The following is a 23,120-nucleotide window of genomic DNA, read 5'->3' on the forward strand; positions in this document are numbered from 1 at the left end:
GTAAACGTAAATTAGCAAGAATTACCGACTTCTTACACCTGGTTGCAAACCGGTAACCAAATGAAAAAGCAGGGAAAAGTTAACCTAACGCGTTAAGCGCATCGGTAATAATCGCGGTCTATTCTCCAAATCAACAAGAGCGAACCATCGCTCAAAAAGAGAAGCCGGAATAACTGGCTCTCAAAAAATAAAAACAGGCAGAGATAGACAGAGGCGTCAAAATGATGAGCAGCGGACTTAAGAAGCCAGAATGGGCAGGTCAGGAACTTCGGCTCGATCCGTTTCATCTTCCGCAGGTCGTGACCTATGCGGCAGAGGATTGCGATGCAGACGTAACCTTCACCATCAGTGAACGTGGTGCAGTCATTCGGCAAATCCTGCCTTCGAGTGGCCTGCCCATGTCGATCGCACTGCCGATTAATGCGTTTGTTGGTGTAGCTGCCCGTGCTGTGGAAGATGAGTTTGGTGAAATCACCGTAACGCTCGAGCTGATGCACGAAGATCCGCAGCTTTCCGTGCCACTGCTGGTTGCTCATGATCTGACCGATGTCGCGGCTGACTGGCGCGCATGGGCAGCAGCCTTCAGCCTGCCAATGATGCTGGTGGAAGAAGATGGCGTTGCTCGTCCACTTTATGAAAGCACTGGCCCGGTTCGCACGGGAGAGCCACAGGCGCGGCGTCAGGGACAGGAACCGCGCCGCCGTCGCCCACGCTTCCTTGCTCGTCGCAAGACCGGTTCGCTGGGTGTGCGCATGGTCATTGAAGGCCGTGAGATTATCGCTAGAAATTGAAATGAAACTAGAGCATTTCCAGCAAAGTGCGAAGCGGTTTTGCGTCGGATAATGCGAAAAAACAAAGAGATAGAGCATTTCCAATGATTCAAGAAAAACAGGAAATGCTCTAAGGCAGTCATCACATTCACGTGTGAACACGTTCTCGTCGGATTTCTACACTATCTAAAGAATAACGCGCCGCTCGGTGGTCGTCTGGAAAGATGAAGGACCTTTCCAGACATTAAAGGCCCCGATGCCGGAGCAACCAACTTGGCTGACCTCCAGCAAGCCACCCGGATGGTAACTCCATCCGGGTAATTTTTTGTTCAGATTACTTTTTACGACTGAGAAACGCCATCACGGCTTCGCGCGCTTCGTTCGAGGTAAGCCGTTCGGAAAAATGCTTTGCTTCCCGTGCAATGCGGTCAGCAACGGGTTCGGCAGGCATCCGCATCAGGCTGCGAGCAATCTGCATGGCCTGCGGAGGTTTGGCGGCAATTTCTTCAGCCGCTCTTAGCACTTCTGTTTCCAGCTCGCCGCTTTCGACGACCTTATAGACAATGCCTGCCTCAAGGGCTGCCTGTGCGTCGAAGCCATGGCCCAGCGCCAGAAGTGCGAATGCTTTCTGGTGGCCCATCAATGGCGGCGCAAGCAGGCTGGATGCCGCTTCCGGTACAAGTCCAAGATCAACAAATGGCGTGCGGAACAGCGCGTGGCTGGTGGCAAATGTCAGATCGCAATGAAGATGAATTGTTGTGCCGATCCCAATGGCCAAGCCATCGACGCCTGAGACAATTGGCTTTTTCGCACCCGAAAGGGCGCCAAGAAAATCCAGAATATCATTGCCCATGCTGCCGCCAGAAGCCGCAGCCATGAAATCCTGCATATCGTTGCCGGACGAAAAAGCACCCGGAACACCGAGAAACACATGTACGCGCACGTCTTCATCCGCATCGCCATCAATAAGCGCCTTGGCCATGGTGGCATACATGGCACGTGTAATGGCATTCTTCTTGTCAGCGCGGTTAAGCCGGATGATTTGCACAGCACCTTTGCGTTCGATCAGAACATGCTCGCTCATGATCAGGCCTCCAATGCAGATTTGGCCGCAGCGAGGCTGGATGCGCCGGTGATGACCGTATCCTTCAACGAGCTGACTTCGGCTAGCATGTTTTCGGCAAAGAAGCGGCAAAGGGCAGCACGGCCTGCATCGTCACTGTTAAGGGCTGCACGCGCCAGATAAGCACCGCCAGCGGCCAGCGACAGCAGACGCTGGTAAGGCGTGGCACCAGCCAACGCTTCCTCTGTCCGGCCTTCGCTTGCTGCTTTCTGCAACCATTCCGTGGCTTCGCGGGCTTCATTGATGGCAGTGGACAGACGCAATCCTGTTTCACCAAGCTCAGGACGGTTTGAGGCCTTGGCCTTGTCTGCTTCTTTCTGCAATTCTGCGAAGAAGCCCGCAATATGCTCCCCATTACCAAGCGGCAATTTGCGCAACACGAGGTCTATAGCCTGAATGCCGTTGGTGCCTTCATAGATCGGGGTAATACGCGCATCGCGGAGCAATTGTGCAGCGCCGGTTTCTTCAATAAAGCCCATGCCGCCATGGATTTGCACGCCAAGCGAAGCAACATCCACACCGACATCGGTTGCAAAACTTTTGGCCAAAGGCGTGAGAAGACCTGCACGATCCGACCAGAATTGCGCGTCAGCACCCTCGGTTGCATGGCTCATATCGATAGCATGAGCGCAGGAATAGGTAACGGAGCGGGCAACCTGTGTCAGCGCCTTCATGGTGAGCAACATGCGTTGCACATCCGGATGTTCGATGATCGGGCTCATGCCAGCTTTTGGATCAGCGCCGACGGCGCGGCCCTGTTTGCGTTCCTTGGCATAATGAAGTGCCTGCTGATACGCGGCTTCTGCAACGCCGACACCCTGAATGCCGACCAACAGACGGGCATTGTTCATCATGGTGAACATGCAGGCGAGACCGCGATTTTCTTCGCCGATCAGATAGCCGACAGCGCCTGTTTCCTCGCCTTTCACAAACCCATCGCCATAGATCATGGTGCAGGTAGGGGAGGCGTGAATGCCCATCTTGTGCTCAAGGCCGGAGCAGAACAGATCATTACGTCGTCCAAGCGAACCATCCGCATTGACGAGGAACTTCGGTACGAGGAACAGCGATATGCCCTTGGTCCCAGCAGGCGCATCGGGCAGGCGGGCCAGAACCAGATGCACGATATTGTCGGTCAGGTCATGCTCGCCATAGGTGATGAAAATCTTTTGGCCAAAGATACGGTAGCTGCCATCGTCGCTGCGCTCTGCACGTGCTCGCAAAGCGCCCAGATCAGAACCGGCTTGCGGTTCTGTCAGGTTCATAGTGCCCATCCACTCGCCGGTGATGAGCTTTTCAAGATAGGTGTCTTTCAGTTCTTTCGAAGCGTGTTTTTCCAAGGCTTCAACCGCGCCCATCGTGAGCGTGGGAGCGATAGCAAAAGCAAGTGTACCGGAATTCCACATTTCGCTGACGGCGACCGACATCATGGTCGGGAGACCTTGTCCACCATATTCGGGATTTCCGGTTAGCGAGTTCCAGCCACCATCAATCCAGTCGCGATAAAGCTCTTTCCAGCCGGGCGCCGTGGTGACAACGCCGTCCTTGACGGTCGCACCATGCCTGTCGCCGGTAATGCGAAGCGGCTCGACGCGCTCGGCGGCAAACTTGCCTGCTTCTTCCAGAATAGCTTCCGCCAGATCGGCGGACAATTCGGGAAAACGGTTGTCTTCAATCGCCTTCTCAAGGCCTGCGACCTTCATCAGCGTATGCGAAATTTCAGAAACCGGCGCGCGATACATCTTTCCTCCTAAAAACCTCTTCCTCAAAAGGCTCCGAATTGCCTGTAGACCTCCGACAATCCGTTCAGCCCAATGGCTGGTCATAAGTAAGAGCTATCGGCTTATTACGTAAACGTCAATATTCACACGATGAAGTTATCGATAGTTTGAAGAATGGTTGTGGCATTATTCAGCTTGGTCGCGACTGAGACGTGCCGCACGCAGACGAGCGGTCTTCGCATCTACGGCATCGCGTTCGCTCTGCAGAATGGCTCTGGCGGCCTTATCTGTCGTCGCGTTCTTCGCTTCCATTCTCGAAGGATTGGACTTGAAGAGCGTATCTTTGGTCAGGTTTTCTTTTTCGTTATCTGACATGAGTGGTTCTCCAAAGACCCTATTACAGCTTCGCTATATTTGATTGCGCCACTTTCATCAGTCCAATGCCTCACACCATGTTAGCTCGAAGGCGATGTTACGCGGCACATTTGAAGCATGTCTCTCAAAAGTGGAAATGGATTTTGGAACAAAGACATGCGTAAAAGCAAAGGCTTAAAGTGTAGCGCACGGATATGATAAAATGCGTTGCGCTCTAATGTGCTGGAGAGCATCTGGGTCTGGCTGAATCAGATTGGCGCTCAAACTGTTGGTCTTCACGCATTGCCCATGCAAACCGCTTGACCCTTTTTGTAAGTGCTCCAGAGGAATTTTGGGGACTCAGCAAAGAACAGCGGTAAAAATAAAAAGGCCGGGCAATACCCGACCTTCATATTGTCTCAACGATCAGTGCCAGTACATCCGTGGTCAAAGGTCGGAGACAAATCTCTTTGCTCTATTATCTGGGCGAAGCTGTTTAGAGCCTCGCCCAAAAAATAATTAGAGAGCCTGCAGGTTTTCTGCAGCGTTCTTGCCCGAACGACGGTCTGCGACCACGTCGAAGCTAACCTTCTGGCCTTCGTTCAGCGAATGCATGCCCGAACGCTCAACAGCCGAGATGTGTACGAACACGTCTACGCCGCCGTCATCAGGCTGAATGAAGCCGAAGCCCTTGGTTGAATTAAAGAATTTTACTGTTCCGTTTGCCATGTTGAATTCCTTTCAAATCGCACGGTTAAAATATAATGGATCGAAATCCATCGCCGAATTTCACGAGTTTGAAAGAAATACCGGGTGGCGAAAGCACGCCGCAACATTCGAAAACAAAATCGATGCCCGATATATATGCGGCATTCCCGGCTTTTACAAGGCGCTTTTCCAAAAATCATAAAAATACTATTATCAATATAAAATATTGTAACCCGAATATTGCGAAGGAACGTTGCAACTATATAGCTTTTCGAGCTTAACGCATGGGGGTTTGTAAATCACAACCAGAATAACGGCATATGGAAATTCCGGCGTTTACGAAATTTTCTTGGTCTTAAATTAGAATATCAGCATGTTCAAAGGGACCGTTATATGACGTTCGTACCGTACTTCCTGACTGTTAATCTGACGGTTTCATGCGTCTTTATCCTGACTTTTGCTTTTGTTGCTATTCAGGAACGCAATTACTCTGCCCCACGCTGGTTCACGCTCGCGTCTATATCCTCCGCACTCGTCGCAATCTTCGGATACTGGATTCCGCTTGCAACCAATCCACGGCTGCTTGTGCCTGTTTCATTCGCGCTTCTGATAGCAACCTTTCTCGCAATAATTCTTGGCCTGCAAAGCATCTACAGGCAAAAGACGGACTGGAAGCTTATTGGCGGGTTCTTTCTTGCCGCCATTGTTTGCAATGTTTTGATTTACGAGCTGCCGCGCACATCGTTCCTGCATCGTTTTCTCTATCAGTTGCCACTCTGTCTTGTTCAGCTTCTGATGATCAGGGTGATCTATCGCTCTGGAATGCCGCGTCTGGTTGATAAACTGATGATGGCCCTCGCGACCTTCAGTTGCCTTCATTATCTGTCGAAAGCCTTTCTCATCACTTGGCCTGGATCTGATATGCGGCCTGAGGATGAAGCCAATACACTACATGTGCTTGTCTCGCTTTCTATTGGCGTTTTCGTGCAAGTCGCCCGCGGACTATTGCTGCTGTTGAGCACGGTTTCACACATGGTGGGGGAGGCCAGTGAGCAATCAGAAGTCGATGAGCTTTCTCAGATTTATAATCGACGTGGTTTTGATCGCCATGTTTCCCGCGTGCTGGTGCGTAAGGGCGCGCGTATTCATTACTCGGTGATTATGAGCGATTTGGATTTCTTTAAACGCGTCAATGACACCTACGGACATGATGGCGGCGACCGAGTGATTGCGGCCTTTGGCAAATTGCTCAAAACACGATTGCCCCGATCAGCCGTGGCTGCGCGTATGGGTGGAGAAGAATTTGTTGTCTTCATTCCAGATAGCGATATGGCTGCTGCCGAATCTCTGGCGCAAAGCCTGCGCCAGGCATTGTCTGAAATGCGTTTTGCAGGAAAGGCGCCGGATTGGGGGCCTACTGCAAGCTTTGGTGTGGCTGAGCAAGTGGACGACGAGGGCTTTTATGAGACGATGCGTCGCGCAGATGCAGCACTCTACCAGGCCAAGAAGGCAGGACGAAACCGCGTCCATATCGCTTGAATTACTTGCCTGAGCGTTCCCGTTCGACAGCTCTCCAGCCAATATCCGAGCGATAGAAACCTTCCGGCCAGTCGATCTTTTTGACTGCATCATAGGCATTGGCCTGTGCTTCAGCGACCGTTTCGGCAATAGCTGTAACGTTAAGCACGCGCCCGCCGCTGGCAATGAGCTTGCCGTCTTTCTCTGCTGTGCCAGCGTGGAAGACTTTCAGGCCTTCGATACCTTCGAGTTTGTCGAGGCCGCGAATGACACTGCCTTTTTTCACGTTGGTTGGATAGCCTTCCGCAGCCATGACGACCGTAAGCGCTGGCTGGTCTTTCCATTCAAGCGAAACTTCATCGAGTTTACCATCAACGGCTGCATTGATGAGGTCGAGCAGGTCTGTTTCAAGGCGCATCATCAGCACCTGACATTCAGGGTCACCGAAGCGGGTGTTGTACTCAATGAGCTTGGGTCCGTCTTTGCCGATCATCAGCCCTAAGAAAAGTACGCCGGAGAAAGGTGCCCCGATTTCTGCCATGCCACGCATGGTTGGCTCGATCAGCTCGCGCATGGTGCGCTCGACGATTTCCGGTGTCATCACAGGGGCAGGGGCATAGGCTCCCATGCCGCCGGTGTTTACACCCGTATCGCCATCGCCGACGCGCTTGTGGTCTTGTGCTGAGCCGAGTGGCAGTGCGGTCTTGCCATCGCAAATGCAGAAGAAGCTGGCTTCCTCGCCGTCAAGAAACTCTTCCACGACCACTTCGGCACCAGCGGAACCGAATGCGCCTTCAAAGCATGCATCGACGGCGTCGAGCGCTTCATCAAGTGTCATGGCAACCACCACGCCTTTGCCTGCGGCAAGGCCGTCGGCTTTGACAACGATGGGGGCGCCCATTTCACGGACATAGGCTTTGGCTTTTGGCGCATTGTTGAAGCGACCGTAAGCACCAGTCGGAATATCAAAGCGGGCACAAAGGTCTTTGGTGAAGCCTTTGGAGCCTTCAAGCTGGGCTGCGAGCTTTGATGGTCCGAAAACGCGAATGTCGGCCGCAGCGAGATCGTCGGCAAGGCCTGCTACAAGCGGCGCTTCCGGACCTACGACAACAAGATCAATGGCTTTTTCTTTGGCAAAGGCGATGACGGCTGCGTGGTCGGTCACATCAAGTGCGACGAGTTCCGCATATTCGGCAATGCCGGGATTGCCGGGCGCGCAATAGAGCTTTTCGAGCTTTGCAGATGCGGCAAGTTTCCATGCCAGTGCATGTTCGCGGCCACCAGAACCGATCAACAGAACTTTCATGCCTTGCTCCCTGCGCGTGAGATAAGTAAATAACCAGTTAGAGCGCCGTGCGCCCTCTTGGGAGCTACACAAGGACGCTCTACCTTATTTAATCTACGCATCGTGTTTCCCAAAAATCGATTCCGATTTTTGGGCCGATGCTGTAGTTACTTCGGGTCTCTATTGCCCATCGCGCGTGCGAGCAAGGGTAGTATCGCAATTTTTCGATAAAAAGCGGGAGAGGCCGTCGCAGTTTCAGGAAAGCAGGCAATCATGCAGCACTTAGAGGCAAATTCGGATGTCCAGTCGCGGGAAACTCGCGGAAGGGTCAAGGACGCGCCATCTGGCCATTGGGTCTACCGTATTCTGCCGCCATGGCTCTGGCCTTATGCTCAGCTTGCGCGTTGGGATCGGCCAATAGGCTGGCAGCTTCTGCTGTGGCCATGTTGGTGGTCGGCGGCACTGGTTGCAGGCGCCGGTGCACAGCCGGGCGACGGTGCATGGGCGGTCATGCCATCACTCTGGCATCTCGTATTATTCTTTATTGGATCCGTCGCTATGCGCGGTGCCGGCTGCACCTATAACGACCTTGCCGATCAGGATATTGACGACAAAGTTGATCGTACCCGGTCGCGGCCGCTGCCGTCAGGGCAAGTGACGCGCAAACAGGCCAAGCTGTTCCTGGTCTTACAGGCCCTGGTCGGGCTGGCTGTTGTGTTGCAGTTCAACTGGTTCTCGATCGGGCTTGGGGTTGGCTCACTGCTGATCGTCGCGGCCTATCCTTTCATGAAGCGATTTACTAATCTGCCGCAAGTGGTGCTTGGGCTTGCCTTCTCCTGGGGTGCGCTGATGGGCTGGGCAGCTGTGGAAGGTTCACTCGCGCTTCCGCCTGTGCTGCTTTATATTGGTTCGATCCTGTGGGTGATCGGCTATGACACGATCTATGCTCATCAGGACAAGGAAGATGATGCGTTGGTCGGCGTCGGCTCGACTGCGCGCCTCTTCGGAAAACATACGAAGACAGCGCTGATGGTGCTTTATGGTGGTGCGATCGGGTTTTTCGCGGCGGCTTTCGCTGTGGCTCAGGTGCCAATGCCTGCGCTGGCAGGTCTGCTTGCCGCAGGTGCACATCTTTATCGCCAGATCATTGTGCTCGATATTGATAACCCGGATCAGTGTCTGAGGTTGTTTAAATCGAACAACATTGTCGGGTTGATTATCTTTTTAGGCCTCGTGCTGGGAAGTCTTTGGGTGGCGGTCAAACCGCTGGTCTAGAATATATAAAAAGGCCACCAAAACGGTGGCCTTTTTATTGTTCCTTTATGGATAGAGCCTGTCCTTGTTCCAGTCGCCATCCGGCGTGGGTCGCGTAAACAACACGCGGTCATGCAGGCGGAAGGGACGGTCATGCCAGAACTCAATGGAAGTTGGGCGAATGCGGAAACCAGACCAGTGAGCAGGGCGAGGAATATCACCAATGACATATCGGGCCGTATATTCGGCAACGGCCTTTTCGAGTGCAAAGCGGCTTTCAAGCGGTCGCGACTGTTTGGATGCCCAGGCACCGATGCGGCTGCCGCGCGGGCGTGAGGCATAATAAGCGTCGGCTTCTGCGTCACTGACCTTCTCGACAGGGCCACGCACTCGCACCTGACGGCGCAATGATTTCCAATGGAAACACATCGCGGCTTTCTCGGCAGACAGAATTTCCTGTCCCTTCGTGCTTTCATAATTGGTGTAGAAGACGAAGCCGTGCTCATCGAAATCCTTGAGCAGCACCATGCGCACATTGGGCAGGCCGTCCGGATCGACAGTGGCCAGAGCCAGTGCATTCGGATCGTTCGGTTCGCTCCTGGTTGCATCATTGAGCCATTCAGCGAAGAGGTTGAATGGTTCTGAGCTTTGGGTGAAATCTTCGGTGGCGCTGGTCATATCTTCTGTTTCGCAGTTCGATTGGAAAGCATGTTCGCTTATTTGCGGTTAGGAACCTCGTCCAATTCGTAAGCTTTGTCCATGCCTGGTTGTTGCGGCAGATTACACAAGCATGTTTTGCGCGCGGAGCCAGTTTTCAAACAAGCTTGGCCACACTTCAGTCGGCGTTCCGGGGCGACCCATGCCAAAGCCGTGACCTCCCGATATGATGGGGTGAAAATCCACTGCAATGTTCGCCTGCTCGCAAGCCCGCTGCATGATGCGACTGTTTGCAGGGTTTGAAATCTTATCGTCGTCGGCTTGTGTCAGAAAAATTGACGGGCAGTTTTTGCCCACATGGCTCTCAACCGACCATTGCCGAACCGCTGCGTTGCTGGGATGCTTCCCTACGAGGGAGCGCCGTGTTGAAGTGTGGTCATACGGCGCTTCGAGTGTGATAACAGGATAAATCAGTGCCGCAACATCTGGCCGCGCAGATTGCATGTCGACACCATCGACGGGCTCGTAGGATGCGTAAGCTGAGCGCGTGGCGGTGAGGCCCATCAGATGGCCACCCGCTGAAAAGCCAAGCGCACCGATCCTGTGCGGGTCGATATTCCAGTTTGAAGCATGTGTACGAACAATACGAAAAGCACGTTGCGCATCTTGCAGCGGTGCCAGTGGCCCATTTGTCCAGCCCTCGATGGGCAAGCGATAGGTCAGCACAAAGGCATAAATGCCTCTTTCAGCAAGCCAGCGCGCTGCAGGGTTGGACTCTTTGCCTTCCTCGATGCGCTTATATCCGCCGCCGCCGGCAATGATCATAGCAGCACCGTTTGGACGGTCAGGAACGAAAACCTCGAGACCTGGCACGGCAATGTTCGTGACGGCACCTTTTGCACTGACTTGTGAAGAGCCGCTCGGGCCACCACCACCGGGTGGGGAGTTGGGCCAGAGCGAAATCCTGGTGCTTTGTGCCTTTGCGACCAAAACAGGCATGTTGATTGTTGTGGCAATGACTGCGCCACCAAAAAGTAAGCCACGGCGGGAAATCACATTTTCCTCCTTGGATCGGTATTTTTGCAATCTGAAAATCAATGATGGCAGATTTAGAGCACATCCCTAGAAGTGTGAAACGGCTTTAGCTGCTCGCAAACAAGGATAGAGTTTGAGTGATAGAAGCTGTGCCCACCAATTTTATACCGTTGTCCTTTGGTATTGATTTGTTTACCTTGCCCGCGAACCGCTTGTTAACTCCATATCCCCCATAATTCCTACATCTTTAGGATGTATTTAAGGGAAGACCGTTGGCTGCTCTATCCGCTCGCCGCGAAAAATATGACGACTCTACAGTTTCTGGTATGGCACTTCTGCGTCATGCGGCTCTTGCTATGGTTGTTCTGTCGTTGGCTGGTTGTGCCATGGGTGGAGTCAGTATCGAGAAGGCGGCGCCTGATTCTTCAACGATCACGGGGTCAGTGAAACCTGCGCAGAAAACTGAGACGGATACAGGCAAGCTCTCCGATCAGTCGACCATCAAGAGTATCGTATCGGCGCTCGATTTCACCCAATGGGGCAAGACGCCAGTTCCGTGGGCAAATCCGGATACTGGCAGTCAGGGAACAATCACGACGGTTGCTGAGACAAAGTCTGGCGATGGTCTGTGCCGCCAGTTTGAGACGTCGCGTGAAGCCTTCGACGGCGTTTCCATCTATCGCGGTGAAGCCTGCATGCAGCGCGGCGGTCAGTGGACGGTGACTTCATTTGCACCAATTTAAAGCATTTCCAGCAAAAGTGGGAACCGGTTTTGCGTTCGGACATGCGCAAAACAAATAGATAGAGGGGTTCCAACGTTTCAATCTTAACGAGAACCGCTCTAAGCTTTTTGGGAAACTGGCCTCTGTAACTCTGGAAGTTTCTGAGCTTAGTGCGCATATTATGGCAAACTGAGTCTAACGACTGAGATTACAGTCATTTTTCCTGAATGAGGACTTTTATGCGCGATCCCTATAGCGTGCTGGGCGTCGCCAAAACGGCGAAGCCCGAAGAAATAAAATCGGCTTTTCGCAAGCTGGCCAAAAAGCACCATCCGGATCAGAACCAGGATGACCCAAAGGCACAGGAGCGTTTTTCGGAGATCAACCAAGCCTACGAGATCGTTGGCGACAAAGACAAGCGCGGGCAGTTTGACCGTGGTGAGATTGATGCCGAAGGCAAGCCTGCCTTTCAGGGTTTTGCCGGGCAGGGCGGCTTTGACGGGCATGCTGGCTTCGGCGGCGGCGGTGATCCATTTGCAGGCTTTCGCCAGCGTGGGGGTGGTCCGCAGGGCGGCTTTGGCGGTGCGGAAGACATATTGAACGATCTGTTCGGTGGTGCTTTTGGTGGCGCACGTCAGCAGCGCGGCCCTGTGAAAGGCAGTGATCTTTCTGCGTCGATCAACATTACGCTTGAGCAGGCAGCCGGGGCCGACAAGGTCGAAGCCGTATTTCCGAATGGCAAGCATCTGAAGATCAAGCTCCCGCAGTTTGTTGAAGATGGCCAGACTATCCGGCTTAAAGGGCAGGGTGAACACATCGTGGGCGGTACGCCCGGCGATGCTCTGGTGACAATCCACTTCAAGCCAAGCACGCGCTTCAAGCTTGAAGGCCGCGATGTTCATGTTGATCTTCCGGTCGAGCTTGCCGATGCGGTTCTTGGAGGCAAAGCGGAAGTCGATACACTCAACGGACGCATCGCCGTCAAGGTGCCGGCATGGTCCAGTTCCGACAAGGTGCTGCGCCTGAAAGGCAAAGGCCTGCCACTCAAAGCTGGTGGTCATGGCGATCTCTATGTCCATGTCCGTATCATGCTGCCGGAAGGCGGCGACGCAGAGCTGGAAGAGTTTTTGCGCAAGCGTAAGGCTGACTAAACTGTACCGGGGCTGGAAGCAGTTGCTGCATTCAGCCCCGGAAACTACCCGTGCTGGCACATTCCCCACCTTTAGCCGATGCACGAGCACAACTCTGTTGTGCGATAAAATCACAATACCCGGCTTTTTACGCGCAATTGCTTGAAGCTGTTGCAAGCCTGTGCGATAGGGCATCTAGTTGATTATATTTCGATGAGGACCCTTAATGACCGCAAAGTCAGGTTTGTTGCAGGGCAAGCGCGGATTGATTCTGGGCGTAGCCAACAACCGTTCCATCGCCTGGGGAATTGCCAAGGCTGCTCGTGAAGCTGGTGCGGAACTCGCATTCACTTATCAGGGTGATGCGTTGAAGAAGCGCGTCGAGCCACTGGCTGAAGAATTGGACGCTTTCGTCGCTGGACATTGCGATGTCGCTGACGGTGCAAGCATTGATGCTGTTTTTGAAGCACTTGAAAAGAAGTGGGGCAAGCTCGACTTCGTCGTGCACGCGATTGGTTTCTCCGACAAGGATGAACTGACTGGCCGTTATGTCGACACAAGCGAAGCCAATTTCCAGAACACGATGCTGATTTCAGTTTATTCGCTGACGGCAATTTCGCGCCGTGCAGAAAAGCTGATGGCTGACGGTGGTTCTATTCTGACGCTAACCTATTATGGTGCTGAAAAAGTTATGCCGAACTACAACGTCATGGGCGTTGCAAAGGCAGCACTTGAAGCAAGCGTAAAATATCTCGCAGTCGATCTTGGACCACAGAATATTCGCGTTAACGCGATTTCAGCTGGCCCGATCAAGACGCTTGCCGCATCCGGCATTGGCGATTTCCGTTATATTCTCAAGTGGAACGAATATAATGCGCCGCTGCGCCGTACTGTGACTATCGATGAAGTAGGTGACGTCGGTCTCTACTTCCTCTCCGACCTGTCTCGCTCGGTTACCGGCGAAGTGCACCATGCCGACAGTGGTTATCACGTCATCGGCATGAAGGCGGTCGATGCGCCGGATATTTCGGTCATCAAAGACTGAGCCGGATAATACCAAATCCCGAAAAGTTGACCGACTTTTCGGGATTTTTCTTATGTCTTTCCGGTTAAGGAAGGCTATCGAGTAAAGAGCACATGCGCAAAACTGCGCGTTATACGATGAAATCAAGCGGCAGATAGAGGTAGGCTTTTGGCTCGGGAGATCATCTACTTTTCGCGTCACGGTGAAACCGACTGGAATGTTTCGCAGCGCATTCAGGGGCAACTCGATATCGATATCAACGCCCATGGTCGCACGCAGGCCGATCGCAATGGTGATATGCTGAAATCGCTGATCGGCAATGGGGCAGGTTACGATTTCGTGGCAAGCCCGCTGCGCCGCACGCGCGAAACCATGGAACGTATTCGTTTACGCATGGGACTCGACCCTTACGACTTTCGCACCGATCCGCAGTTGATGGAAGTGAATTTCGGCGACTGGCAAGGCTTCATGATGGAAGACATTGCCCAGGAGAGCATCGATCTCGTCGAAGCCCGCGCCCGCGATAAATGGAATTTCATCCCGCCGGGTGAAACTGCAGAAAGCTATATGCGGCTTTCACAGCGGATTGGTCGCTGGGTTGAAGCGGTGGAATGGCCAACTGTTTGCGTGACGCATGGCGGCTGCATACGCACCCTGTTTTATCTCTATGGCGATATGGACGGCCACGCCGCCGCAAACCTCTCCATTCCACAGGATAAAATTCTGAAGTTTGAAAACGGCAAGCTTGAGTGGGTTTAAAAAGCCGGATAGCTTTTCAGGTCTATGAAGCGGTGTCGTTATATTCGCGCTGAAAAGCTTCATCTTGCGAGAAAAATATGCCCTTCAAGCGCTTTGCAGTTATTGCAGATATTCATGGCAACAGCGATGCATTGGCGGCTGTGTTGGCTGATATCGATGCCTTGCGTATTGAAACCATTATCAATCTTGGTGACCATCTGAGCGGGCCACTCGCGGCCCGTGAGACGGCGGACATGCTGATGGCGCGCGAGATGATCTCCATTCGTGGTAATCATGACCGCTGGTTGGTGGAAGAACCTGTCGCCGAGATGGGGCCTTCGGATCGCGTTGCTTTTGAGCAAATCGAAGAGCAGCACCTTGCATGGCTCCGCAATTTGCCCGTCGCGCTGACATTGGCGGATGGGCAGATTTTCATCTGCCATGGTACACCGACGAGCGACACGACTTACTGGCTGGAAACCGTCACAGCAACCGGCGATGTCGTTCTGCGCGGTCGTGATGAAATTGAAGCGGAAGCAGAATATATTGCTGCCTCGCTTATTCTTTGCGGTCATACGCATACGCCGCGCGTGGTGCGTTTGAGTGACGGTCGTCAGATCGTCAATCCCGGAAGCGTAGGCTGCCCGGGCTATGATGATGACCAGCCGGTGCCGCATATTGTCGAGACCGGAACGCCGAATGCCTCTTATGCCATAATCGAAAGCGGTGCGTTGGGCTGGCAGGTCATGTTCCGTAGCATTCCCTATGATACGACACGTATGGCTTCGCTGGCCGAACAAGCGGGCAGGCCGGAATGGGCTCGTGTCATCCGCAGCGGATGGCTTCGGAAGGCATAGGGTCGTAGGTCGTAAAACGCCTTTATTGCCATTTGGCAAAAATATGCTATCTTTCCGCCATAAGGAAGATGAGCGATGGAACTTCAACCAATCAGCATAACGCCCGCAGGCGGCCTGACAAGCGTGATCACCGACGAGGAAGCGGGTGCACTTGCAAGGACCACGGTTAATTTGCTCAAGGCATGGAAGCTGTCGGATGCTGAGGCCTGCACGCTTTTGGGCGATATGTCCCCGCGCACCTGGGCGCGCTGGAAAGAAGGCACTATAGGCCGCATCGATCGCGATCTGCGGATGCGGATGGCGCATCTCATGGGCATTCACAAAGGCCTGCGTTATCTGTTTCGAGATGTAGCGCGCGGTTATGCCTGGATCAGGAAGCCGAATGCTGCCTTTGGCGGGCTTTCGGCGCTTGATCTCATGCTGCGTGGTGAAATCTCCGATCTCGCTGCCCTTCGTGACTGGCTGAATGCGGAGCGCGGTGCATGGTAAGTGGGCTGGCCGTAAAGCGCCACGTTCACTGGCCGCAGACCTATCGCATCATCCGTTCTATCCATCCCCCCATTGATCTTTTTGAAGATATTGCCGACCCCCGCGATTGGGAGGCCTTGGCTTCCGTTGAAGAAAAAACCAATCCGCGTATTCGTTTCGAGATCGGTGATCTCGGCAAAGTGCCTGCCGACCGGCGAGTAGCGGGTCATGGTGCATCATACTTGATGGCGCCGTTCGTGCATTGCTCCACGCAGCGACCCGGTCGCTTTAGCGACGGAAGTTACGGTATTTATTATGCTGCGGACCGAGAAAATGTGGCAGTTGCTGAAACCATCCACCATCATGAAAAATTCATGCGCGCGACCAATGAAGAACCTGGCTGGACTTCAGACTTTCGGGCGCTGATTGGGAGTGTCGACCGGAAACTCGATGATGTGAGCAAGGTGCCGGATGTGCTTGATCCGGTTGATTATGTGGCTTCACATGTCGAAGGGCGAGAACTGCGCGCTCAGGGGAGCCATGGGCTGCTATGGCCAAGTGTGCGGATGCGCGGCGGGTTCTGTATCGGGGTTTTTTGGCCGAATGTTGTAACGATTCCCGTTCAGGGACGACATTACAGCTATCACTGGAACGGAGCCCGCGTCGATTTTGTTCGTCAATACGACACGGGTACGGTGCTTGAGGTTAAAGCATCCCCAGTAACAGTGGAGACCGGTCTTGCGTAAGGTCAATGCTTAAACAAATACTTAGAGCGGGAACCGCTCTAAGTGATATTTAAGGCGCTTCCTGAATGTCGGTAATGAAGCGGGTATTGTCAGCCTCATCATAGAGAATGATAACCTTCATGCCTTTGGAAATGGCGGAATAGTCAAACTCGCCGGGCAATTTATAGGTCTTGCCATCATCCAGCGTGATTGTCTCTTTGTCTTGATTAATGCCAGTGATCTTACCCTCGACATCATCCGCCATGGCGACGGTCGAAAAAAGAGAGGCAATGATGAAGATCAGTCCCACAATATACTGCATGGGTGTCATCCTCCGTTTGAGTGCCCGACCGTCAACTGACCGATTCGACACGAATTGCATTTTGCGCGATCGCTTCCCTCTGGTTGTATTGCTTGACTGTACGAGTAGAAAAGGGGCAGCGCAATGTGATTATTTCCCCCATTTTAGTCGGTGGAATGTGTCAAAAAGAATGCGGTATATGGATGATCCGAAGGATTTTTTGCGATCTCAATGCGCCTATTCCGAGCTATAATTTGACCATGGCTGAAAAGGCCAATAAAACCAGCCCGTATCCTGCCTGAAAAGGCGCATTCCTTAATCGGGCTTAGCAATGTCTCATAACAGTTTTGGTCATCTCTTCCGCGTAACAACCTGGGGCGAAAGCCACGGTCCGGCGCTTGGTTGTGTGGTGGATGGCTGCCCTCCCGGCATCACCTTCACGGAAGCCGAAATCCAAGCCTATCTCGACAAGCGCAAGCCCGGCCAATCGAAATACACAACACAGCGCCGCGAGCCGGATCAGGTGCGCGTGTTGTCCGGCGTACTGCTGGGCGATGATGGTGTGACCATGACCACCACCGGCACGCCAATTTCGATGATGATCGAAAACACCGATCAGCGCTCTAAAGATTATGGCGATATCGCGCGCCAATACCGTCCGGGCCATGCCGATTATGCCTATGACGTCAAATATGGCATTCGGGATTATCGCGGCGGTGGTCGCTCTTCTGCGCGCGAAACGGCTGCACGCGTTGCAGCCGGCGCTATCGCTCGCAAGATTGTGCCGGGCCTCGAGGTCAAGGGTGCGCTGGTTGCCATGGGTGTGCACGGCATCGACCGTCGCCGCTGGAACTGGTCGGAAGTGGATAACAATCCTTTCTTCTCGCCCGATGCTGGTTCGGTCGAGCTGTTTGCGGAGTATCTCGATGGCATTCGCAAGAGCGGATCGTCGGTTGGCGCGGTCATTGAGATTGTCGCTGAAGGCGTGCCTGCTGGCATCGGCGCGCCGATTTATGGCAAGCTCGACCAGGATATCGCAAGCCTGCTCATGTCGATCAATGCCGTCAAGGGCGTGGAAATTGGCAATGGTTTTGAAGCTGCACGCCTGACAGGCGAAGAGAACGCTGATGAAATGCGTATGGGCAATGACGGCAAGCCACTGTTCTTGTCCAATCATGCGGGTGGGGTTCTGGGCGGTATTGCAACGGGCGCACCAGTTGTTGCGCGTTTTGCAGTGAAGCCAACCTCATCGATCCTCACGCCACGCAAATCCATTGATAAGGACGGCAAGGAAGTGGACGTGATGACCAAGGGGCGTCATGATCCTTGCGTGGGTATCCGCGCAGTGCCGATTGGCGAAGCGATGGTCGCCTGCGCAATTGCTGATCATTATTTGCGTCATCGCGGTCAGACGGGGCGCGTGTGACGGGTAAGACCAATACCCCATCGGTGCAACTCGTTGGGTATTGATTAAGCCTGTATGGCGACTGAACATTTTCCAGGCGTGATGCGTCAGCATCTTAGCGCCTTGGTATGAAGAGAATAGTTTCAGGAACTGAGGGCCGGTTTTCGACTGAAGCTGTGGTACAACCATTGAGGCTGAAATGAGCTATAATCAGAAACAGGTCGTTGATGCGCTGCGCGCTTTCGAACGTGGCGAAATCGTTGTGGTCATGGATGATGACGGACGCGAAAACGAAGGCGATCTGATCGTTGCCGCCGTTCACTGCACGCCCGAAAAGATGGCCTTTATTGTGCGCTATACGTCTGGCATCGTGTGCACGCCGATGCCACGTGAAGAGGCCAAGCGACTCAATCTTGCGCCAATGGTTGCTGAAAACGAATCCGCTCATACGACGGCTTTCACCGTTACTGTTGATTACCGTCACGGTACGACGACCGGCATTTCAGCTGACGACCGCACGCTTACGGTGCGCAATCTGGCGAACCCCAATGCTGGCGCTGGCGATTTCGTACGTCCCGGCCATATTTTCCCGCTTATTGCGCGTGAAGGCGGTGTGCTGATGCGCTCTGGCCATACCGAAGCGGCAGTCGATCTCTGCAAACTCGCAAACCTGCCGCCCATCGGCGTCATCTGCGAACTGATCAATGATGACGGCACGGTTATGCGTGGTCCTGACGTGACAGCATTTGCTGAAAAGCATGCGCTGCATCGCGTAACGGTCGCGGACCTCATCGCCTATCGCCAGCGTAAGGAAACGCTGGTCAAGCGGGTCGGTGACGCTACAATCGGCACCTGTGCTGGCGCGGCGCATGCCTATACTTACGAACTCCCATGGGAGCCGATGCAGCATGTGGCGGTGGTCTTCGGTGATATTCGTGATGGTGAGAATGTGCCTGTCCGCCTGCACCGCGAAGATGTGCTGAGCGATGTTTTCGGCAAAGGCGGCAACAATCTCGACGAGATCATGAAGCGTATGGGCAAGGAAGGCCGCGGCGTTCTGGTTTATCTGCGTGAAGGCTCGGTCGGTGTGCGTGCAGATCACCGCGATGCGCGTGCGCGTGAAGCTTTGCTGGCGGAACATGAAGCTCATGCGGAAGCCGTTGCCCGCGAGGAAGAATGGCGCCAGATCGGTCTGGGTGCACAGATTTTGAAAGATCTTGGTATCACTTCGATCGTGCTTTTGGCATCGCGGGAGCGTCACTATGTCGGGCTCGAAGGTTTCGGCATCAACATATCGCGCACGGAAATCATCTGACATAGTGCTGTCTGTTAAAGATGCTACAGGAGCGCCATGACCACACGGCTTTATTGGCATCCGATCTATCTTGAACATCGCGTACCGCCCGGACATCCCGAGCGGCCCGACCGCATTCGTGCGCTGATGAGTGAGCTGGAAGGACCGGATTTTTACCGTCTTGATCGTGTGGAAGCACGGGCTGCTTCGGAAGATGCCATTCTGCTTGTGCATCCAGAAAGCTATGTCGAAACGATCCGCAATGAGATTCCCGACCTCATTGATGACGAAGACGCACCGCAACCGATCAACAAGCTCGGTGTCGATACCTATGTGAGCCCGAAAAGCTGGGAAGCGGCCCTGCTGGCAATTGGTGCGGCCAACGCTGCAGTCGATGATGTGTTTTCCGGGCAGGCGGATAATGTGTTTGTCGCTTCACGTCCACCCGGCCATCATGCCGAACTTTCTACAGCGATGGGCTTCTGCCTTTTCAACAATGTTGCCATCGCCGCCCGCCATGCGCAGCGTAGTCACGGTGCCGAGCGTGTCGCAATCGTCGATTGGGACGTGCATCACGGCAACGGTACACAGGATATTTTCAAAGACGATCCGAGTGTTCTCTACTGCTCGACACATCAGTTTCCGCTCTTTCCGGGTACGGGTGGGAAAGATGAGGTGGGTGTGGGCAATATCGTCAACGCACCGCTTTCGCCCAATACCGGCAGCCGCGAATTTCGCGAGGCGTTTAATAGTCGTGTATTGCCCGCTTTGGACAACTTCCGGCCCGATTTGATCCTTATTTCAGCAGGCTTCGACGCTCATTTCCGCGATCCTCTGGCCGAGATCAATCTCGATGAGGCGGATTTCGATTGGGCGACGGGCAAGCTCATGGAACGTGCTGAACGGTTCTGCAATCACCGACTGGTGAGTGTGCTTGAAGGTGGATATGATCTTGAGGGCTTGTCGCAGTCCGCGTCTTCTCATATTACGCGGCTGTTGAAAGGATAAACCATGGTAACCGAACCGTCCAACACCGACATTGCAGTTATGAGCTTCGAGGATGCCTTGAAGCAGCTTGAGAAGATCGTCGATGATCTGGAGCGGGGTGATGTGCCGCTGGAGGAATCCATTCGCATCTATGAGCGCGGCGAAGCGCTGAAAAAGCATTGCGACACGCTGCTGAAATCGGCTGAAGACAAAGTTGAGAAAATCCGCATCGGTCGCGATGGTCAGCCTGCTGGCACCGAGCCGCTCGACGCTGAATAATTAAAATATTGCCTTGAGTTGAGCGGCGTAGGGCGCAAGCACGCCGCTCAGGAGATAGGGCCCTAGTCCCCACACAAGCGTCCACCCGGCGGCACCCACCACATTGGCGCATAAAAAATGCAGCGGGTTCATTTTCATGGACCCGGCGACAATGCCGTTCAATTGTCTGAGCAGGACTACGAAGCGCGCAGTTGCGACCACGTAAATGCCTTTGCTTTCAAACATCCTCTCGAATTTATCGAGCCGTTCAGGCGTGAGTTTTACATAATTTCCGTAGCGAAGGATGAGCGCTCTTCCGCCGAAGCGCCCAATGGCATAGCCGGTGCAGTCACCCAAGACCGCGCCGACAAATACAGCCAGAATAACCATTTCGATATTCAGCGTGCCATGCAGTGCCAGAAGCGAACTTGCGATGAGGGCACTTTCACCGGGAAGCGGTGCGCCGAAAGATTCAAAATAGACAATAATGAAAAGTGCCAGCGCGCCGTAGGCGGTGATGTAGGGCTCAATGAAGCTCATCATTAAAAAGTGGCACTTTCAGAAGACAAGATATGAAAAGGCTCCGGCGCGAACCGGAGCCAGCATATATAATTGGTTTTTTCAGCCGATGGAACGTTTGCCGGTGATCTTGTGGTAAGCCCACAAAACTATAATTGAACCGATAATGGCAATGATCAGACTGATTGGATCGAAGGCGCCAGTGACACCACGACCGAAAAGAGATGAAGAAAGAACGCCGCCAACAATTGCCCCGACAATGCCAAGCGCAATGTCGAAAAACAGTCCTTGTCCGCTTTTATTGACGATCTTGCTGCCGATGAAGCCGGCAATCAGACCCAGAATAATCCAGCTTATAACAGACATCTAATATCTCCTATTGCGCAAATAAGTTTTTGCATCAGGCAGTTAGAAAATTTTCACAATAGCTTCGATTTGGCAAGGTATAATGCTTGTCAAAAGAAGAAACTTATTTCACCTTAACTTATCGCATGTGAGAAAATCACAGCGTCCAACAGGGAGTATCGCGTGATGGGAAGCTATGACGACAATTCCAACAATTCGCCGATCCCCGGCGGCAGTCTTGCCAAGCCGGTTCTGATTGCACTTGGTGCACTTCTGGTCGGCAAGATGCTGAAAGGGCACAGCGAGGAGCCCGAACAACCTGCGTCCATCCCGGACCAGTCTGCTCCTCAGCAGGCCGATAGCGGCGGCGGTCTGCTCGGCGGTATTCTAGGTGGCCTTGGTGGCTTGCTTGGTGGAGCGCTTGCAAGCGGCAGTGCATCTTCTGCTCCGGCAGCACCCGGTTCGCTCGGTGGTGGTCTTGGTGGCTTGCTCGACCAGCTCAAACAGGCAGGCCTTGGCGACAAGGTGGATTCCTGGGTAGGGCAGGGTAGCAATCATCAGATTGAGCCAGGCCAGCTTGGCGATGCACTTGGACAGAAGACCTTGAGCGAAATCGCAGCACATGCCGGCATTGACCAGCAGGAACTGCTCAATCAGCTATCGCAGGTTCTGCCGGGACTGGTGGATAAACTGACGACCAACGGTCAGGTGCCTGATACGAACGAATTGTCGCGACTGTTGCACAATCGCTGACACAGCTCTATTTTTTAAGAGCATTTCCAGCAAAAGTGCGAAGCGGTTTTGGGTCGGATAATGCGTAAAGCAAATGGCGACAGCGGTTCTGACATCTGAAGTTGGTTCGAACCGCTGTGCGCATCACGCACCGGCATACGGCTTGCCGGTGCGCTTTAATTTGGTGGTAGCCCGATGAGTTTCTTTCCATGCCCTGATCCGGTTCTTGGCGACAAGACCACTGTGGATGCCATCGAAACGCTGGTGATTCCGCGGACGAGTGATATTGGAGGGCTGGAGGTGCGGCGTGCGCTTCCCACGGTTCGCCGTCGCCTTGTCGGGCCGTTTATCTTTTTTGACCGAATGGGTCCAGCTGTTCTGCGTGATGGCGATGCGCTTGATGTGCGTCCGCATCCACATATCGGACTTTCTACCGTGACTTATCTTTTTGACGGCCATATCCGGCATCGTGATAGCCTTGGCACCGAAATGGTGATCCAGCCCGGCGATGTAAACCTGATGACGGCGGGGAAGGGGATTGTCCATTCTGAGCGCTCGCCTGAAGAGGAGCGTAGCGGCCCGCTGTCGATTTCGGGCGTGCAGACATGGCTTGCTCTGCCGGAGCAGTTTGAAGAAATCAATCCGGAATTCTTCCACACCAACGCGCCAGATTTGCCGCTGATGGAGGATCGTGAGTTCAAGGGACGTCTTATCATCGGTTCGATGCATGGTGTTAATTCGCCAGTCATCCAGCACGCCGAAACGCTCTATGCGGATATTGAAGTGCTGCCCGGTGGGCGTTTCCATATTCCGCCGACCACGGAAGAACGCGCAATTTATACGCTGCGTGGCAATGTCGGCATTGGTGGCGAGGTATTCCCGCCTGACCGTCTGCTGGCATTTCGTCCGGGCGATGATATTGTCGTGCAAGCAGGGCCGGAAGGCGCACATTTCATGCTTTTTGGCGGTGCAGCCCTTGGTTCCAAGCGTTATATCTGGTGGAATTTCGTGTCGTCTTCCAAAGAACGCATTGAGCAGGCAAAAGAAGAATGGCGCACGGGCCGCTTCGATATTGTGCCCGGGGACGAGGACGAATTCGTACCTTTGCCTGAATAGCGGCACATAGGACACGATGTCTCGTTGCAAGCAATGTGAGCTTTGGCCCGCTTGATCTGAGCAGGCTGCTGCTA

Annotated in this window: 26 protein-coding genes; 16 read left to right on the forward strand and 10 right to left on the reverse strand. The window is 53.6% G+C overall.

The features are described 5' to 3' along the window. The first annotated feature begins 221 nt into the window (after window positions 1-221). A complete protein-coding gene (locus tag ACSME1_RS09395; RefSeq protein ID WP_024896133.1) occupies window positions 222-791 on the forward strand; it encodes a DUF6101 family protein in 570 nt (189 codons plus the stop codon). Window positions 792-1,104: 313 nt separating this feature from the next. Here the strand turns inward: ACSME1_RS09395 and ACSME1_RS09400 are convergent, their stop codons facing one another. The 4 genes from ACSME1_RS09400 to ACSME1_RS09415 all read right to left on the reverse strand — a co-directional run bounded on the left by ACSME1_RS09400 (window position 1,105) and on the right by ACSME1_RS09415 (window position 4,697). Next, window positions 1,105-1,854, reverse strand: coding sequence for a crotonase/enoyl-CoA hydratase family protein (locus ACSME1_RS09400; RefSeq protein WP_105705331.1), 750 nt, complete (start codon window positions 1,852-1,854; stop codon window positions 1,105-1,107). A gap of 2 nt (window positions 1,855-1,856) precedes the next feature. Continuing rightward, a complete protein-coding gene (locus ACSME1_RS09405; RefSeq protein ID WP_105705330.1) occupies window positions 1,857-3,635 on the reverse strand; it encodes an acyl-CoA dehydrogenase in 1,779 nt (592 codons plus the stop codon). A gap of 165 nt (window positions 3,636-3,800) precedes the next feature. Next, window positions 3,801-3,989, reverse strand: coding sequence for a hypothetical protein (locus ACSME1_RS09410; RefSeq protein WP_105705328.1), 189 nt, complete (start codon window positions 3,987-3,989; stop codon window positions 3,801-3,803). Between the two features lie 498 nt (window positions 3,990-4,487). Beyond that, window positions 4,488-4,697 carry a cold-shock protein gene (locus ACSME1_RS09415; protein WP_024896137.1) on the reverse strand — a complete coding sequence of 70 codons (210 nt, stop codon included), beginning with the start codon at window positions 4,695-4,697 and terminating at the stop codon, window positions 4,488-4,490. 372 nt (window positions 4,698-5,069) lie between these two features. On the opposite strand from ACSME1_RS09415, the gene ACSME1_RS09420 reads away from it, so the two are divergent. Next, the gene (locus ACSME1_RS09420) at window positions 5,070-6,215 is read left to right on the forward strand and encodes a GGDEF domain-containing protein (RefSeq protein ID WP_024896138.1); all 1,146 of its coding nucleotides are present in this window, start codon (window positions 5,070-5,072) and stop codon (window positions 6,213-6,215) included. 1 nt (window position 6,216) lies between these two features. Here ACSME1_RS09420 and purD read toward each other — a convergent pair whose 3' ends face one another. Beyond that, window positions 6,217-7,500: a phosphoribosylamine--glycine ligase gene (purD, locus tag ACSME1_RS09425; RefSeq protein WP_024896139.1), complete on the reverse strand. Its 1,284-nt coding sequence runs from the start codon at window positions 7,498-7,500 to the stop codon at window positions 6,217-6,219. 252 nt (window positions 7,501-7,752) lie between these two features. Here purD and ubiA point away from each other — a divergent pair, with 252 nt between their 5' ends. After that, window positions 7,753-8,754, forward strand: coding sequence for a 4-hydroxybenzoate octaprenyltransferase (gene ubiA, locus ACSME1_RS09430; RefSeq protein WP_024896140.1), 1,002 nt, complete (start codon window positions 7,753-7,755; stop codon window positions 8,752-8,754). Between the two features lie 45 nt (window positions 8,755-8,799). Here the strand turns inward: ubiA and pdxH are convergent, their stop codons facing one another. Beyond that, window positions 8,800-9,411 carry a pyridoxamine 5'-phosphate oxidase gene (gene pdxH, locus ACSME1_RS09435; RefSeq protein WP_024896141.1) on the reverse strand — a complete coding sequence of 204 codons (612 nt, stop codon included), beginning with the start codon at window positions 9,409-9,411 and terminating at the stop codon, window positions 8,800-8,802. A gap of 102 nt (window positions 9,412-9,513) precedes the next feature. Beyond that, window positions 9,514-10,446: an alpha/beta hydrolase gene (locus ACSME1_RS09440; RefSeq protein WP_024896142.1), complete on the reverse strand. Its 933-nt coding sequence runs from the start codon at window positions 10,444-10,446 to the stop codon at window positions 9,514-9,516. A gap of 251 nt (window positions 10,447-10,697) precedes the next feature. On the opposite strand from ACSME1_RS09440, the gene ACSME1_RS09445 reads away from it, so the two are divergent. The 7 genes from ACSME1_RS09445 to ACSME1_RS09475 all read left to right on the forward strand — a co-directional run bounded on the left by ACSME1_RS09445 (window position 10,698) and on the right by ACSME1_RS09475 (window position 16,110). Next, window positions 10,698-11,168 (forward strand): RT0821/Lpp0805 family surface protein, encoded by a 471-nt coding sequence (locus tag ACSME1_RS09445; protein WP_235822326.1) that lies wholly within the window; start codon window positions 10,698-10,700, stop codon window positions 11,166-11,168. Window positions 11,169-11,386: 218 nt separating this feature from the next. Beyond that, window positions 11,387-12,298 (forward strand): DnaJ C-terminal domain-containing protein, encoded by a 912-nt coding sequence (locus ACSME1_RS09450; RefSeq protein WP_024896144.1) that lies wholly within the window; start codon window positions 11,387-11,389, stop codon window positions 12,296-12,298. A gap of 205 nt (window positions 12,299-12,503) precedes the next feature. Then, window positions 12,504-13,322 carry an enoyl-ACP reductase FabI gene (fabI, locus tag ACSME1_RS09455; RefSeq protein ID WP_024896145.1) on the forward strand — a complete coding sequence of 273 codons (819 nt, stop codon included), beginning with the start codon at window positions 12,504-12,506 and terminating at the stop codon, window positions 13,320-13,322. Window positions 13,323-13,469: 147 nt separating this feature from the next. Continuing rightward, window positions 13,470-14,060 carry a histidine phosphatase family protein gene (locus ACSME1_RS09460; protein WP_024896146.1) on the forward strand — a complete coding sequence of 197 codons (591 nt, stop codon included), beginning with the start codon at window positions 13,470-13,472 and terminating at the stop codon, window positions 14,058-14,060. A 77-nt stretch (window positions 14,061-14,137) separates the two neighbouring features. Next, window positions 14,138-14,896, forward strand: coding sequence for a metallophosphoesterase family protein (locus ACSME1_RS09465; RefSeq protein ID WP_024896147.1), 759 nt, complete (start codon window positions 14,138-14,140; stop codon window positions 14,894-14,896). 75 nt (window positions 14,897-14,971) lie between these two features. Continuing rightward, a complete protein-coding gene (locus tag ACSME1_RS09470; RefSeq protein WP_024896148.1) occupies window positions 14,972-15,385 on the forward strand; it encodes an MbcA/ParS/Xre antitoxin family protein in 414 nt (137 codons plus the stop codon). Next, the gene (locus ACSME1_RS09475) at window positions 15,379-16,110 is read left to right on the forward strand and encodes an RES family NAD+ phosphorylase (protein WP_024896149.1); all 732 of its coding nucleotides are present in this window, start codon (window positions 15,379-15,381) and stop codon (window positions 16,108-16,110) included. The genes ACSME1_RS09470 and ACSME1_RS09475 overlap by 7 nt, the downstream gene beginning before the upstream one ends. A 49-nt stretch (window positions 16,111-16,159) precedes the next feature. Here the strand turns inward: ACSME1_RS09475 and ACSME1_RS09480 are convergent, their stop codons facing one another. Then, complete coding sequence (locus tag ACSME1_RS09480) at window positions 16,160-16,411, reverse strand: DUF1344 domain-containing protein (RefSeq protein WP_024896150.1); 252 nt, start codon at window positions 16,409-16,411, stop codon at window positions 16,160-16,162. A 310-nt stretch (window positions 16,412-16,721) separates the two neighbouring features. Between ACSME1_RS09480 and aroC the strand changes: the two genes are divergently transcribed. The 4 genes from aroC to ACSME1_RS09500 all read left to right on the forward strand — a co-directional run bounded on the left by aroC (window position 16,722) and on the right by ACSME1_RS09500 (window position 20,355). Next, window positions 16,722-17,816, forward strand: a complete 1,095-nt coding sequence (gene aroC / locus ACSME1_RS09485) for a chorismate synthase (RefSeq protein ID WP_024896151.1) — start codon at window positions 16,722-16,724, stop codon at window positions 17,814-17,816. 178 nt (window positions 17,817-17,994) lie between these two features. Further along, window positions 17,995-19,110 (forward strand): 3,4-dihydroxy-2-butanone-4-phosphate synthase, encoded by a 1,116-nt coding sequence (gene ribB, locus ACSME1_RS09490; protein ID WP_024896152.1) that lies wholly within the window; start codon window positions 17,995-17,997, stop codon window positions 19,108-19,110. 36 nt (window positions 19,111-19,146) lie between these two features. Further along, complete coding sequence (locus ACSME1_RS09495; RefSeq protein WP_024896153.1) at window positions 19,147-20,097, forward strand: histone deacetylase family protein; 951 nt, start codon at window positions 19,147-19,149, stop codon at window positions 20,095-20,097. Between the two features lie 3 nt (window positions 20,098-20,100). Next, window positions 20,101-20,355 (forward strand): exodeoxyribonuclease VII small subunit, encoded by a 255-nt coding sequence (locus ACSME1_RS09500; protein WP_007873761.1) that lies wholly within the window; start codon window positions 20,101-20,103, stop codon window positions 20,353-20,355. On the opposite strand, the gene ACSME1_RS09505 is transcribed toward ACSME1_RS09500, so the two are convergent. Beyond that, on the reverse strand, window positions 20,356-20,874 hold the full coding sequence (locus tag ACSME1_RS09505; RefSeq protein ID WP_105705654.1) for a DedA family protein: 519 nt from the start codon (window positions 20,872-20,874) through the stop codon (window positions 20,356-20,358). 81 nt (window positions 20,875-20,955) lie between these two features. After that, a complete protein-coding gene (locus tag ACSME1_RS09510; protein ID WP_024896155.1) occupies window positions 20,956-21,219 on the reverse strand; it encodes a GlsB/YeaQ/YmgE family stress response membrane protein in 264 nt (87 codons plus the stop codon). Window positions 21,220-21,384: 165 nt separating this feature from the next. Here ACSME1_RS09510 and ACSME1_RS09515 point away from each other — a divergent pair, with 165 nt between their 5' ends. Both ACSME1_RS09515 and ACSME1_RS09520 read left to right on the forward strand, forming a co-directional pair. Next, window positions 21,385-21,951 (forward strand): YidB family protein, encoded by a 567-nt coding sequence (locus ACSME1_RS09515; protein WP_024896156.1) that lies wholly within the window; start codon window positions 21,385-21,387, stop codon window positions 21,949-21,951. Between the two features lie 174 nt (window positions 21,952-22,125). Further along, window positions 22,126-23,046: a pirin family protein gene (locus ACSME1_RS09520; protein ID WP_024896157.1), complete on the forward strand. Its 921-nt coding sequence runs from the start codon at window positions 22,126-22,128 to the stop codon at window positions 23,044-23,046. Window positions 23,047-23,120: the final 74 nt, after the last annotated feature.

It is taken from the genome of Brucella pituitosa (assembly GCF_965577835.1).
GTDB classification, from domain to species: domain Bacteria; phylum Pseudomonadota; class Alphaproteobacteria; order Rhizobiales; family Rhizobiaceae; genus Brucella; species Brucella pituitosa.

What these genes read in the sequence shown, in the direction of transcription:
- ACSME1_RS09395 (WP_024896133.1), top strand. Translation starts at nt 222, where the DNA reads ATGATGAGCAGCGGACTTAAGAAGCCAGAATGGGCAGGTCAGGAACTT.
- ACSME1_RS09400 (WP_105705331.1), bottom strand. Translation starts at nt 1,854, where the DNA reads ATGAGCGAGCATGTTCTGATCGAACGCAAAGGTGCTGTGCAAATCATC.
- ACSME1_RS09405 (WP_105705330.1), bottom strand. Translation starts at nt 3,635, where the DNA reads ATGTATCGCGCGCCGGTTTCTGAAATTTCGCATACGCTGATGAAGGTC.
- ACSME1_RS09410 (WP_105705328.1), bottom strand. Translation starts at nt 3,989, where the DNA reads ATGTCAGATAACGAAAAAGAAAACCTGACCAAAGATACGCTCTTCAAG.
- ACSME1_RS09415 (WP_024896137.1), bottom strand. Translation starts at nt 4,697, where the DNA reads ATGGCAAACGGAACAGTAAAATTCTTTAATTCAACCAAGGGCTTCGGC.
- ACSME1_RS09420 (WP_024896138.1), top strand. Translation starts at nt 5,070, where the DNA reads ATGACGTTCGTACCGTACTTCCTGACTGTTAATCTGACGGTTTCATGC.
- purD (WP_024896139.1), bottom strand. Translation starts at nt 7,500, where the DNA reads ATGAAAGTTCTGTTGATCGGTTCTGGTGGCCGCGAACATGCACTGGCA.
- ubiA (WP_024896140.1), top strand. Translation starts at nt 7,753, where the DNA reads ATGCAGCACTTAGAGGCAAATTCGGATGTCCAGTCGCGGGAAACTCGC.
- pdxH (WP_024896141.1), bottom strand. Translation starts at nt 9,411, where the DNA reads ATGACCAGCGCCACCGAAGATTTCACCCAAAGCTCAGAACCATTCAAC.
- ACSME1_RS09450 (WP_024896144.1), top strand. Translation starts at nt 11,387, where the DNA reads ATGCGCGATCCCTATAGCGTGCTGGGCGTCGCCAAAACGGCGAAGCCC.
- fabI (WP_024896145.1), top strand. Translation starts at nt 12,504, where the DNA reads ATGACCGCAAAGTCAGGTTTGTTGCAGGGCAAGCGCGGATTGATTCTG.
- ACSME1_RS09465 (WP_024896147.1), top strand. Translation starts at nt 14,138, where the DNA reads ATGCCCTTCAAGCGCTTTGCAGTTATTGCAGATATTCATGGCAACAGC.
- ACSME1_RS09470 (WP_024896148.1), top strand. Translation starts at nt 14,972, where the DNA reads ATGGAACTTCAACCAATCAGCATAACGCCCGCAGGCGGCCTGACAAGC.
- ACSME1_RS09475 (WP_024896149.1), top strand. Translation starts at nt 15,379, where the DNA reads ATGGTAAGTGGGCTGGCCGTAAAGCGCCACGTTCACTGGCCGCAGACC.
- ACSME1_RS09480 (WP_024896150.1), bottom strand. Translation starts at nt 16,411, where the DNA reads ATGCAGTATATTGTGGGACTGATCTTCATCATTGCCTCTCTTTTTTCG.
- aroC (WP_024896151.1), top strand. Translation starts at nt 16,722, where the DNA reads ATGTCTCATAACAGTTTTGGTCATCTCTTCCGCGTAACAACCTGGGGC.
- ribB (WP_024896152.1), top strand. Translation starts at nt 17,995, where the DNA reads ATGAGCTATAATCAGAAACAGGTCGTTGATGCGCTGCGCGCTTTCGAA.
- ACSME1_RS09495 (WP_024896153.1), top strand. Translation starts at nt 19,147, where the DNA reads ATGACCACACGGCTTTATTGGCATCCGATCTATCTTGAACATCGCGTA.
- ACSME1_RS09500 (WP_007873761.1), top strand. Translation starts at nt 20,101, where the DNA reads ATGGTAACCGAACCGTCCAACACCGACATTGCAGTTATGAGCTTCGAG.
- ACSME1_RS09505 (WP_105705654.1), bottom strand. Translation starts at nt 20,874, where the DNA reads ATGAGCTTCATTGAGCCCTACATCACCGCCTACGGCGCGCTGGCACTT.
- ACSME1_RS09510 (WP_024896155.1), bottom strand. Translation starts at nt 21,219, where the DNA reads ATGTCTGTTATAAGCTGGATTATTCTGGGTCTGATTGCCGGCTTCATC.
- ACSME1_RS09515 (WP_024896156.1), top strand. Translation starts at nt 21,385, where the DNA reads ATGGGAAGCTATGACGACAATTCCAACAATTCGCCGATCCCCGGCGGC.
- ACSME1_RS09520 (WP_024896157.1), top strand. Translation starts at nt 22,126, where the DNA reads ATGAGTTTCTTTCCATGCCCTGATCCGGTTCTTGGCGACAAGACCACT.